We start from the raw sequence: 10,875 nt of genomic DNA, 5'->3' as shown, positions 1-10,875 counted from the left end.
AGCTTATCACACAGTAAATGGAGATGCAAATACCATATCGTATTTGCGCCCAAATATAGAAGACAAGCTATATATGGGACCATAAAGGTGGATATAGGAAAAATATTGCGGGAGTTGTGCACCCGGAAGCACGTAGAAATACTGGAAGCAGAATGTTGTCCGGATCATATCCACATGCTGGTGACAATACCACCACATCTAAGTGTATCCGGTTTCATGGGATATCTAAAAAGTAAGAGCAGTTTAATGATATTTGATAAACATGCAAACTTAAAATATAAGTATGGCAATAGACATTTTTGGTGTCGGGGGTACTATGTGGACACGGTAGGAAAATACGAAGGTGCGATAAAAACCTATATCCGACAACAACTGCAGGAAGATATAGCACAGGACACGTTGGATTTCAAAGAGTATGTAGACCCGTTTACGGGTAAGAAGAGTACATAAGTAGGCAAAGAAAGAGCCCCCGAGTAGGGGGCTGCCAGTAACAGTGATGTGATTATAATTATTCTAAATATAGCTTGTCAAAAGGTTGCAAGAGCTCCGGGTGGCGCAGTATATAGCCGCTAAGGTTTTTCCACGCCTGTTGTTCATCCATATACGGTCGAGATCCTTCCAGAATATCTGATTCTGTATAATCGGGACCCAACGGTTGATATATATCACTTTCATACGTGCCGTAGCCGTCCGGCCGCAACCAGTGGTAGGGGCTTACGACATGGTCAATAGGTTCGGTAAGAGAAGTAAATAAGGAATAATATATAAAACCTTCAGGGGCAATGAGTTCCAATACAGTTGGCATAATGTTCATGTGACTGCCAATTGTATTGCCCGTAAACAAGCTTTGGTCGATGTCCTTGTGATGGAACATGAAGACCGGACAATGGCGTTCGCGAATGGAACACTCCCGCTTCATTAAAGAGGTGTTTTCGAGGGGAGTCATAGCAATAGCGTGGTCGGCCGTTACGACAAATAAACTGTCCGGCCATTCTTTTATCATCTTATCCATAAAGTCGGCGACAGCTCGATCGGAAAGCCCGAAAGTACCGAGATTCTGTTGGAGACTTTTATTTTTCTTTATGTCATCCGGTGCCTCGGCCATTACGGCTTCCGGATCGTAGCCGTATTTTTTTAGATTCATTTTAAACGGCCCATGGTAGGACGTAGTGTAAATCATATGAAATTCCGGCGTTTCCGTATACTGTTCTCTAATTAACTGAGTTGCCTTTTCCAGATAGATGTTATCATAAACACCAACCCATGTTTTCGGTGCTGACGGCCCGCAGAAGTCCGTGGCAGTCATGACCTTGTCAAAGCCGCAGGCCGGAGCAAACTGGTTGAAGTTGCCGTACGTAACATTGCCGCCATACCAATAAATGGAACGATAGCCCAGCTTTTTCAGCTGCAGCGGCAGTGACGTAGGGACGGTGCCTTTCCAAAAATCTTCCTTTTCATTTAATTCGAGGCCCGCGTCAAAAATGCCCGACATGAGACTGACAATAGACGGTCGTGAAATAATACCGGCAGAGAGTGAGTTTTTTAAGGAGGCGGTGTGGTCATGATTCAGCCATCGTTTACCGCCGTCGGCGACGTGGAGACACGCATAGGCCGGGTCGAATAATTGTTGTAAGTAACTTTCTCCGACAATAAGGAATATGTGCGACGGTTTGGCTATTCTGGGGCCTGCAGCGATCTTTTTAAAACAGTACAGCGGATTGTCACCACTTTTCAAATGTGGTGAATTAGGGGGCAACAGTACGTTCAGCGAATTTAAATCTTCTTCGTCCGTATGTGTATAGGCTTCATTGAGTTTATGCTTTTTTACCTGCTCCAGAGCAACTAAATCATCGACAGTGGCCTTGGCGAAGAATGTATCTTTTTTGACGATGCTGGGGATAGTATCCCATTCGGGCTTGTCATCATGACTGAGCGTACCTCCGTAGCGGAACCAATAAAAACCTAAAATAAGAACAAGAAAAAGCAGTGTGTTAAAGAGATAATAAATTGGACCGGAGAGAAAGGGCGGATAGGGAAGACTGGGTAGATTCAGAAAAAAGGAGACTGTGAAGAAGCAGCCTGCCATGTACGGAATGAGAGCCAGCAGAATTAAGACACCGTGATCCTGATGGAAAAATATGTCCAGGAGGTTATGCTTTTCCGCCTTTTCGGCTAAGCGCAGTATATGGTTATACGTCGTGTGAAAGTGATTGTAAAAAATCATTTTGCCCACAAAGGCGGCGTATAAGATGAAAGCATATATCATGGCTGCGCCTAAGCGCAAGGTATTCCCCCAAGCGTATAGGGAAGGGAAAAAAGCTGTCGGCACGGACAGTAAGAGCATGGGCAGTAAAAACACATAGGCGTTAAAGTCCATACCCCACCAAAAGCCGTAGCGGAAGCAATGCCAAATAACTTTCCCTTTGCCGCGGAGCGTGTCATACGGGCTATATACTTTTATGAATACGGCACGAAAGAGAGCGCATAAAATCGGAAAAAATAAGAATAACTTTATATCCTGCTGTACAGATTGAAAAAATAGAGTAAACACGTTGTACACTCCCGTTATACTAAAAAATGAAGTTATGTTTGCAGCACTTTTATCGGTCTCGGTGAAGGCGGGGAAATTACTTTCAATTGCAGAAGGCAACCTAAGAGAAACCAGAAAATACGCATATTTGCCGACATATCAAGAGTGTATTCTACCTGACCGAAGAGTACGATATAGCTTAAAACAGTAGTGAATATTAGTAAATCATAAGGATTTTTTTTCTTATGGTAGGCTTTTAATGAAGCGCATAAAAAGTAGGAAAGCCAATAGAGAAGGCCGAGAAAACCGATAATTCCCGTTTCCGCCAAAAGATGGAAGAAGTTATTATGCGCATGGCTCAGGTGCTGCGTTTCCTGCGCATATCTGTATCCGTTGTCATAATGGAACCTGAACTGCCCCAGGCCTACGCCCGTAAGAGGCCTATCTTCGAACATGTCCAGGCTGGAGGCCCAAGTCCAAATGCGGTCGCTGTTGGAACGGTCCGTCGTTGTGTTGGTAATAGAGCGGAAGCGTGCGTTATATTCGGGCTGTGAAATCATAATACCGCCGAAGACGAGGAGCAACAAAAGAGAAAGAACGATTTTTTTCTTTTGCCGTATAAGATAATGGCCTGCCGTAAGGGGGAGCGTAATGAGGCAAGTCAGCCAGGCGCCGCGGCTCTTGTTACAAAATAAGGCGATAATAATACAAAACAGCGTAATCAGAGAGATACATTTCAGCCGTTTTTCTATAGAAGGTTCGTAGAGCATGACGAGAACAAAAGGGAGCATCATGCAAATGAGCCCGGCAATGCCCAACTGACTGCCGCCCAAGCCCCAACCGCGATCGTTATTTCCCAAGTGATAGACGACCTGGATTAAGGTGACAAAGCAGTCGATGCCGAAGACGGCCGTAAATAGTGTCAACATGTTGATTAGGTAATGCCGTTTGCGGATAAACAGCAAAATGAGCAAGAACGGACAAAACCGCCAAAGCCACATTTGCAGAAATTCGTGCATGCCGACGGTTATGTTGCCGGTCAAAAGCGTTGCCGGCAAGGTAGATAATACGAAGACGGTATAGGCTTTTAAATATCCCTTCGTTTTCTTCGGGATATGGACGGTTTTTCTCATTTTGTAAAATAAATATATCCCTATTGCCAAGGCAATACCGTTGCATATTTCTCCGACCGCCATAGATAAACGGGAGAGAGAAACCGTTAGGGCAATAGTAATAGCCAATACCCGTACAAGCATTGTATTTTCTTTCATACATAAGCTCCCGGAAAAGAAGAACGGCGAACTGTATGCAGTTGCCGTCATCAGTTATTTTTCAGACATTTTACAGCAAAAAAATATCGGTCTTATCTTAGGCTGTTTAAAGATGATTTATAATTTCTTTTATCTTATTTACTGTTTCATTGATCATGAAGCGGGAAGCGACAGTTTTCTTTCCGTTCTCTATGACGGCAGGCAAGTACTCTTTATTTTCGTAAATTTCTTTTATTTTAAGCGCTAAAGAGGTCGCGTTTACAGAGGCAATAATGTAGCCGTTTTTATGATCCTCAATAATTTCAGTTTGCGCACCGGATCTGCTCGTTAAAACGGGAATACCCAGATACATGGCTTCACATAAGACCAGACCGAATGCTTCCGCTACTTTAGAAGGGAGAACCAGTATGTCCAAGTCTTTATAAAAAAGCTCTATATGCTCGTAAAAACCGCGGTACTGCACGAAGCTTTCCGCTCGGCTGGCGGCAATGTGATTTTGCAACGCCGCGAGGGCTTGTGGCGTACCGTGACCGGCGAGAAAGAGCCTGACAGCAGGATAGTGTTTGTGCAGTATAACGGCAGCATCAATTAAGTCATAAACACCCTTATTCTCCCTTATACGGCCTGCATACCCTAAGGTGAAAAAGTCGGTGTCCTTTGTGGCTGTCGTATTTTTTGCAAAGCGGCGGGGATTAACACCGTTATAGACCATATGAAACTTGTCCGTGCGTGCAGGGACCGTTTGTTTATCATAGACGAGCTGTGATACACAGATAAACGCATCTACTTGTGATGTAATCCAGCGATGATAGATATCGGTTTTATAAGGGATTACATTGTGCTTGAAGAATAGCAATTTACAGCCAACCAGCTTTTTTAAGGCAATGCTTAATAATACGTACTTACCGGAATGACAGCAAATTACAGTTATCCCCAATTTTGTTAGGGTGCGGGCAAGAGTGCGAATGTTCATGAAGCCCTTCCATTTTTGTAAATTATGCGGCACGATATGACTGACGGGCCGCATGCGCTCCATAAAAAGCCTGTTGTGTTCATCAACTAAGACATAGTTTTCTATGCCGCGAGATGTCAACTCATCGCATACATCGTATACATATTGTTCGCCGCCGCCCCAGAGAGAGGCACCCATAATATTTATCATCGTCATATGATGTTGTCCTTGCTTTTGCCGTAAATCATAATTCGCCGTCACTGCGGTAAAGGTAATAGGCTTTTACATATTTGGTAAACGTGTAAAAGGCATGGTTCATAGAGAGAACAAAGCCTATTTTTCCATCTCTGAAGCCGCCTTGGATTAGATATATTTTGATAAACGCCCAAAGCGGCCGAAGTAAAATATGGGACACAAAACGGATCGTTTTTTTCTGTTCCACATATTGCTGGGCTAAAAGAGATGTATATTGATTGAATTTTCTGAAATACTGCTCCCAGTTTTCATAAGTACGATGATATAATTTCCCGCTCAGCACTTTTTCTTCATAAGGCGCTTCCAGCTGCTCGTGTATACGCCCCACTACATGAGCTCCCTTTTTTGGGCAGAGACGCAATACCTTATCGGGGCGTACGGAGCCGTGAGTAGCCGTATAATGGCGGAATTGATTATACCGCCGGATAATGCCGCAAATATAGGTGTTATTTTGGACAATTTTGCTGATTTCGTCTGCCAAATTGGAGGAAATACGCTCATCGGCGTCCAAAAAGAATATCCATTCACCGGTTGTGATAGAAATGGCAAAGTTCTTTTGTGATTCCCAACTGTTGTTAAGGCTGTGTTCTACAACGCGTGCGCCTAATGTTTTCGCAATAGATGCGGTCGAGTCCGTGCTGTAATCGTCGATTATGAGTATTTCATCAGCGAATTTTGCCGATTTGATGCAGTCACCGATGTTTTTTTCTTCATTTTTTGCAAGTATAATCACGGAAAGCGAGCTCATATGATCTCCTGTCGATGATATCGGTCGTGCGGTAAAAATATATGTAATATATCCTGTGTATCAATGGAATTATACCATATACGGAGGCAGAATAATATTTTAATGAAGGAAATGGCCTTTTTGTTTGGACTGTCGGGGTTTTATGATATACTGATATAGATAAATTAGGTTTACTATGTTGGATTGATATAGTCATGTCTTAGGGAGTAGTGTAATTATGATAAAAAAGTCCGAAGAATGGCTGCACAGGGAAATTGATTCTCTTGCCGAAGAAGGGCTTATTTCTGAAAATGCGCGGCAAGAACTGAAAGTGCGATACAGTAGAGAAAAGGCCGTGTCTTTTTTGGAGTTGCCCTTAGGGATTCTCCTGCTTGTAATCGGATTCACTTTAGCGACAATCGGTGCCGTCTGGGGTGTTGCACACGTGTGGTATGCCGTATCCATGACGGCACGCCTGGTCTTTGGAGCGGTTTTGCTCTTTCTCTCTCAACTCGGTATTTTTGCCGGTATCGTACAGCGAAAACAGGCTCAATTATTCGGAGAAATTGCCTGCATTGTCCATTATTTGATTATCTTTGTCGTCTTTGCCGTCGTGGAACAGACCTTTTATGTCGGCGGCGACAGGTCTTCGTATATTGCCGTAGGCGCCCTTCTAGGGTTGCCTGCCGTGTATTTGCTCCGCTCTCTCGGCGGAGCCGTTTGGTATGTCGCGTCTCTGCTGTTTTGGGCCGGCACGGGCGGCATGCTTAACGCACCCTTCGGGGTGGGCTCTATTTGGCTCATGTTGATTGCACTTCTGCCGGCATATGGCGTTTTTTTCCGTCACGGTGATGAAGTGCGCCTGTCCCTGTTTTCTTGGCTCATGACGATCGGGGTCTTTGTGGCTTTTGCAGTCGTTATCGTTGAAAGTGATTATATTCCCTTCTTTGTTTTGGGGAACTTGGCCGTACTGATGATGTTGACGGGCTATTCCATTGACATTCACAAGGCGTACGGTACGCCTTTCCGTTGGTTCGGCCGTATTGCGGCAATAGGTGCTTTAATAATTTCTACAGTGCCTTCCGTTTGGGTCGGCATTGCCGATATAGCCGGATTTCACTGGTCCACGACATTGATTACAATTGTTATCTTCGCAGTGGAAGCGGCCCTTTTCACTAAAGGTGTAAAGAAACGTTTATGGGCACCTCTTCTGTACACGGGCATACCCGTGCTGCTGGGAGTTGAAACGTTGTTGGTACGCAGCGGCATATATTCATCCTTGCCATTGGTACTCTCCTTTCTCTATGCCTTGTTTATAGCTTTTTATGAAGTCGGCCAGGGTACCCGGCCGGGACATGCCAACCATCTGCGCCTGGGTATCGGCGCCTTGGTTATACTCGTTATTGCCGTCGTGGCGGGCAACACGTTCTCGCCCTTTGTACCGGTGACGGTTATTGTCATTGCAGCTTTGGTGATTACGCAAATCGACAAAATACAAAAGAAGCGCCGTGCCCGTACCGTTACGCCGCACAGCGGCAGAACCGTTACGGATGTGCGCAGCGGCGGCAAGCGAAAGAATCGCGGCAAGGCGGGCCGGCAGGCGGAGCCGGCTTCCTTGCAGAGCCGTGAGGCGGATATGCCTGAATGGATGCGCCAATCGGAGACCGCAACGACTGTCGTAGCGAAAGAAACGGAGCCGTCACAATTTGTGCCGCCCGTCTTCCACAGTCCCGACAGTGTGCCTATTATAGCCCAGCAGAAAGTAACGCGTCCGAAAGAAAAGGCAACCGAAAGAAAGCCGGGTACGTCCCCGTGGGAAAGTGTCGGGAAGGACAGCAAAAAAGAAAAGAAAGAGCCTATGCGCTCTCCTTGGGCTGATGAAGGAGGCGGAAAATAATGAAGATAAGAGGCAACTCTTTTTCCGTAGGAGCCGGCGGCGTATACTTGGTTTTGATTATGACCGTCCTGATTCAACTGGGCTTTCTCTTTTATTACAGTTGGCATTGGCATAATATTACGGTCGACGGTATTCCCTACCAGTGGCGCTGCGTATTGCGTCTGGAAATGAGCGCTTTCGGTACGGATTATATTCGGGTTATTTTTCCGGAAGATACAACCGTCTGGAATGACACGGCCTTGCCTGTAAAGGGTCAGGAAATATATGTGGCCATCGGGCAGGATACACGGGGTATTATGGAAGTTCGCGGTGCATCGGCCTCGCCGCCTGCGGATCGGAGCGATTATATGAAGGCGAAGGTTGTCGCCGTCGATGAAGAAGCGAGGAGCGTGCAGTTCAAGGTCGGCTTTGACCGATATCGCGTAGCGCCCGAATATAGAGACGGTATTTACGATATTTCCGCAGGAGACAGCGTTATTGCCAATGTGCGCCTTAAAAAAGGGGACGGTGTTATTGACGGAATTTATATTAACGGCATTCCCTTGGAAGCGAGCAGTACAGGTGCCGCTTTGCAGGGTATGCCTCATGACGATGCCAAGGGGACGGCTCCTAAGATTCGCATAGTAGAAAGCACCATGGTTCCGCCGAAGGAAGAGTAAAAGAACTGTAAGGGAAAGAGAGGGCATAATGAAACCTTATGTAAAAATAGGGCTGACAGCCGCTTTAATATTTGCTTTCGCCTTATTATCTGGCTTCAGATCGCAAACGATTATTCACGATGACGGCAGCGAGACGCAGGATATTTTGAAGGTATCCGCTTCGGAGTCGGATAAGGATGCGCTTGAAGCCGACGCGGACGAGTTTCAGAAGCGCAATTATACGGTTATGGATTATGACAACAATAACGGCAAGGGCTTTCGCGCCATGAGGACCTTAACCAGTGAAGGCGCCAATAAGAGCTCTATTGACCGAATCGTGCACAAGACCCATGACGGTATTATTTGCACCATGTATTATATTGATTATACTTACAATGACGGCAGTCTCGGCTATTTGCGTTTGGGTAAAGCCATGCCTGAAAACGGCGCCGACTTGGAATACATCGTGTCCTTTCCGGCCGGTACGGATGTGAAAAGTAACAGCCCCGCCGCCGATGTGCAGGGGCAAACTTACATGTGGCGGCTCACCGGCACAAAACCGCAAACCATTAAGCTCCAGGCGACGGTTTGGCATAAATTGACGATTTACGCATTTTTATTTGTCATCATATGTATTTTCTTCAGCGTTATCGTCATGGAATTTCGCCGCAAATATACCCGTGATTGGGATAAGGCCGTGCGCCTGCGCCGCTTTGAAGTGGCCTTGTTATTCATTCCCCTCTTTATCCTGGGCTATATGGCCTATGAATACTATGAAGGTACACATATTACGGCCAACACGTTGCGTACTATTTCCGAACAGCAACAGGAAGAACAGCGGCTGCGGGACGAAGAGGACCGAAAGGCCAAAGAGACGGCCGCAAGAAAGCAGCTGGAAAGCGATGCGGCTGTTGCACGTATTCGTAGGAAAGCCGAAGATATTACGGAATCTCTTCATGCGCTGCAGCAGAAATATGAGAACGGAAAGCTTAGTGTCTCTCAGGTAAAGAGCGAAGCTGCGGCCATTGCCGGGCAGGCGCGGGAGCTTCTCGGTTCGGAAACGGCTTTGAGTGATGCCGATACGGAAGTGGTAAAGCAGGTCATATCGACCATTACAAATGAGGCCGAGTCGTTATCGTCTCGTGCGGAAGCGAAAGAAAAAGAAGCGGTTGAAAAACAGCGTAAGAAGAAAAGCGATACGAAGAAGTCCGGTGACGCCAAAGAGACGGAGCGGAATAATACGAAAAAACGATGAGGTTATTTTTTACCGGATATTACTTATTTGTCTGAAAAATGATACAATAAGGAACACAGTAATGGATAGAATTTCAATATGAAGTTGTGTAGACCTAAGGAGGACGCATATGCATAGTGTTGAAGAAATTAAAAACGGTGTCTATTGGATGGGGTGCAATGACTTTGTCACTCCCTTGTTTGAACGTATTTTTCCGCTTCCTGCCGGCGTAAGCTATAATTCATACTTTATTGATGACGAAAGGACCTGCGTTCTCGACGGTATCGACAAGAGTTGCCGCGACGAATTTTTGGAGGACGTGGCGTATCTCTTGAAGGGCCGCAAACTGGACTACTTTATTATTCAGCACATGGAGCCGGATCATGCAAGTTCCGCCCTGGCCCTCATTGAAAAGTATCCTGATGTAAAAATCGTCGGCCAGGCACAGACCTTCAAGCTCTTCGAACAGTTCTACAGTGAAGACTATAAAGCCAATTATCATCCCATCGGAGACGGCGATCAGCTCGACTTGGGTAAACACAAGCTGACTTTCGTCAAGGCGCCTATGGTTCATTGGCCGGAAGTGTTCATGACCTATGATGCAACCGACAAAATTCTCTTTTCCGCCGATGCTTTCGGTATGTTCGGCACCGTCGGCAATGTGTATGCGGACCAGGTAAACTATGAGGGAGAATACTTGGATGAAGCACGCCGTTATTACGTCAATATTGTCGGTAAATACGGTATGCAGGTTATGAACGTCCTGAAAAAGGCCGCGACCTTGCAGATCGACTATATTTGCCCTTTGCACGGCCTTGTATTCCGTACTCCTGAAACGATCAAATATATTGTCGACAAGTACCTTCATTGGGCGCAATACGTACCGGAAAGAAAGGGCGTCATCATCGCCTTTGCATCCATTTATGGTGATACAAGCCGCGCTGCTTGCGTTTTGGCCAATAAGTTGAGCAAACTTGGCGTGAATAATGTATATCTCTACGATGTGTCCAAGGTTCACCCGTCCTATATTAATGCCAAGGTTTGGGAATACAGCCACTTGGTACTGGCATCGCCGACGTATAACCTGAATCTGTTCCTGCCGATGGAAAACTTTCTGCACGACCTCGCAACCTTGGCCTTCCAGAATCGCAAAATCGCCGTTTTAGGCTGCCATTCGTGGTCGTCCGTAGCGCATAAAGAAATGGTAAATTATGTGGAAAACGTATTTAAGAAATGCGAACTTTTCCCGACTACCTTAGATATGAAGTCGTCTCTTCATGCGGATCAGGAAGCGATTATTGATGCCATGGCCAAGGAAATTGCCGATGATGTTGCGGCTTATGCCGAACCGAACACTTTAATTTAATAGGA

At 45.8% G+C, this 10,875-nt stretch carries 9 protein-coding genes; 5 read left to right on the top strand and 4 right to left on the bottom strand.

Annotation, left to right across the window (positions count from 1 at the left end; genetic code table 11):
* On the top strand, window positions 1-450 hold a 450-nt coding region (tnpA, locus tag BQ2674_RS00430), incomplete at its 5' end, for an IS200/IS605 family transposase (protein ID WP_143696382.1).
* Between the two features lie 58 nt (window positions 451-508).
* Here tnpA and BQ2674_RS00425 read toward each other — a convergent pair.
* The 4 genes from BQ2674_RS00425 to BQ2674_RS00410 form a co-directional block, all read right to left on the bottom strand.
* Window positions 509-2,266: an LTA synthase family protein gene (locus BQ2674_RS00425; protein ID WP_235828774.1), complete on the bottom strand. Its 1,758-nt coding sequence runs from the start codon at window positions 2,264-2,266 to the stop codon at window positions 509-511.
* 317 nt (window positions 2,267-2,583) lie between these two features.
* A complete protein-coding gene (locus BQ2674_RS00420) occupies window positions 2,584-3,801 on the bottom strand; it encodes an O-antigen ligase family protein (protein WP_159427192.1) in 1,218 nt (405 codons plus the stop codon).
* Between the two features lie 106 nt (window positions 3,802-3,907).
* Window positions 3,908-4,969, bottom strand: coding sequence for a glycosyltransferase family 4 protein (locus tag BQ2674_RS00415; protein ID WP_075571924.1), 1,062 nt, complete (start codon window positions 4,967-4,969; stop codon window positions 3,908-3,910).
* Window positions 4,970-4,997: 28 nt separating this feature from the next.
* Window positions 4,998-5,756, bottom strand: a complete 759-nt coding sequence (locus tag BQ2674_RS00410) for a glycosyltransferase family 2 protein (protein ID WP_075571923.1) — start codon at window positions 5,754-5,756, stop codon at window positions 4,998-5,000.
* A 217-nt stretch (window positions 5,757-5,973) separates the two neighbouring features.
* Here BQ2674_RS00410 and BQ2674_RS00405 point away from each other — a divergent pair, with 217 nt between their 5' ends.
* From BQ2674_RS00405 to BQ2674_RS00390, 4 genes are all read left to right on the top strand, one after another.
* Complete coding sequence (locus BQ2674_RS00405; protein ID WP_075571922.1) at window positions 5,974-7,632, top strand: DUF2157 domain-containing protein; 1,659 nt, start codon at window positions 5,974-5,976, stop codon at window positions 7,630-7,632.
* A complete protein-coding gene (locus tag BQ2674_RS00400; RefSeq protein WP_075571921.1) occupies window positions 7,632-8,291 on the top strand; it encodes a hypothetical protein in 660 nt (219 codons plus the stop codon). The genes BQ2674_RS00405 and BQ2674_RS00400 overlap by 1 nt, the downstream gene beginning before the upstream one ends.
* A gap of 28 nt (window positions 8,292-8,319) precedes the next feature.
* A complete protein-coding gene (locus BQ2674_RS00395; protein WP_075571920.1) occupies window positions 8,320-9,525 on the top strand; it encodes a hypothetical protein in 1,206 nt (401 codons plus the stop codon).
* Between the two features lie 109 nt (window positions 9,526-9,634).
* Entirely contained in the window at window positions 9,635-10,870 is a 1,236-nt protein-coding gene (locus BQ2674_RS00390; RefSeq protein WP_075571919.1) for an FprA family A-type flavoprotein, read from the top strand.
* Window positions 10,871-10,875 lie beyond the last annotated feature (5 nt).

Source organism: Megasphaera coli (assembly GCF_900095855.1).
Lineage (GTDB): Bacteria > Bacillota > Negativicutes > Veillonellales > Megasphaeraceae > Megasphaera > Megasphaera massiliensis_A.
Note: the sequence above shows the minus strand (reverse complement) of the source record. Positions and strands in the feature narration are given on the sequence as shown.

Excerpts from the sequence above, each read along its gene's own strand:
- BQ2674_RS00425 (WP_235828774.1), bottom strand. The coding sequence starts at position 2,266 with ATGATATATGCTTTCATCTTATACGCCGCCTTTGTGGGCAAAATGATT.
- BQ2674_RS00390 (WP_075571919.1), top strand. The coding sequence starts at position 9,635 with ATGCATAGTGTTGAAGAAATTAAAAACGGTGTCTATTGGATGGGGTGC.
- BQ2674_RS00415 (WP_075571924.1), bottom strand. The coding sequence starts at position 4,969 with ATGACGATGATAAATATTATGGGTGCCTCTCTCTGGGGCGGCGGCGAA.
- BQ2674_RS00400 (WP_075571921.1), top strand. The coding sequence starts at position 7,632 with ATGAAGATAAGAGGCAACTCTTTTTCCGTAGGAGCCGGCGGCGTATAC.
- BQ2674_RS00405 (WP_075571922.1), top strand. The coding sequence starts at position 5,974 with ATGATAAAAAAGTCCGAAGAATGGCTGCACAGGGAAATTGATTCTCTT.
- BQ2674_RS00420 (WP_159427192.1), bottom strand. The coding sequence starts at position 3,801 with ATGAAAGAAAATACAATGCTTGTACGGGTATTGGCTATTACTATTGCC.
- BQ2674_RS00395 (WP_075571920.1), top strand. The coding sequence starts at position 8,320 with ATGAAACCTTATGTAAAAATAGGGCTGACAGCCGCTTTAATATTTGCT.
- BQ2674_RS00410 (WP_075571923.1), bottom strand. The coding sequence starts at position 5,756 with ATGAGCTCGCTTTCCGTGATTATACTTGCAAAAAATGAAGAAAAAAAC.